General features: G+C 55.0%; 1 protein-coding gene. It reads left to right on the top strand.

Annotated elements, in window-relative coordinates; all coding sequences use genetic code 11:
* Positions 1 to 176: 176 nt before the first annotated feature.
* On the top strand, positions 177 to 743 hold the full coding sequence (locus PARHAE_RS20310) for a hypothetical protein (RefSeq protein WP_126156322.1): 567 nt from the start codon (positions 177 to 179) through the stop codon (positions 741 to 743).
* Positions 744 to 797: the final 54 nt, after the last annotated feature.

Genomic DNA, 797 nt, shown 5'->3' with positions numbered 1-797 from the left:
GTCTCTTTTCGAGGGGGGTGGGGGTAAAATCCGACGGCTCGGATCCTCTACTCGTCTCCCTCTCTGGCGGCACCTGACAATTATTTTTTTTCAGATGAGAAAACGGACGCCTGGTAGCCCACTGGCTGCTACGATGGCCGGAGCAGTGCTGTTCGTGATTGCTAGGATGGTCCCCAATGAAACTGCGTACTCTGCCCCTTATCATGTTGTTCCTGGGGGCTGCGCCAGCAGCGTACGCGGTGGATGACCCTTTACCCACCAAGTATATCTGCGTCTCTGCAGACCCGATTGATGCCGACGAGGTTCCGAGAACCACGATGGAGATGCTGGAGTTTCTGAACGACACCTTGGACGCGGCCGCAGTGCTCGAATTCCATGGAGACGAAGTGAAATTCAGTCATGCTTTCCCGAGTGAACCGAAAATTAGAGTGCTGACGCGTCACAACAACGTCTCCGTGTTCGAGCGCGGCCTTATTATGGACGGGGGACCAGGATGCGATGCGCTTCAAGATCCCCCATCCGGCACCTGCAACTGGACGTTTCATCCAATTTCAGCGGGGGATCAGCCGTCAATAAGCACTCGTCTAGTGTGGGAATTCTATACGCTCAAGTCATCTGTCCTATCCCAGACAACGATATCCAGTGGGCAGCAAGAACCGATAACTGAAACGTGGGACTGTTCGGATGCTGAGATGATCGATCGTAACCGCCCGGTTGCCACCGCCTGCCTGAGCGTGGGGTGATCGGCTAAGACACGTGCATAGCGACGTCGTTAACGACGTATCTTATGCGGGGCT

It is taken from the genome of Paracoccus haematequi, assembly GCF_900631945.1.
Taxonomy (GTDB): Bacteria; Pseudomonadota; Alphaproteobacteria; order Rhodobacterales; family Rhodobacteraceae; genus Paracoccus; species Paracoccus haematequi_A.
Note: the sequence above shows the minus strand (reverse complement) of the source record. Positions and strands in the feature narration are given on the sequence as shown.

Coding starts and splice junctions, on each gene's coding strand:
- PARHAE_RS20310 (WP_126156322.1), top strand. CDS start 177: ATGAAACTGCGTACTCTGCCCCTTATCATGTTGTTCCTGGGGGCTGCG.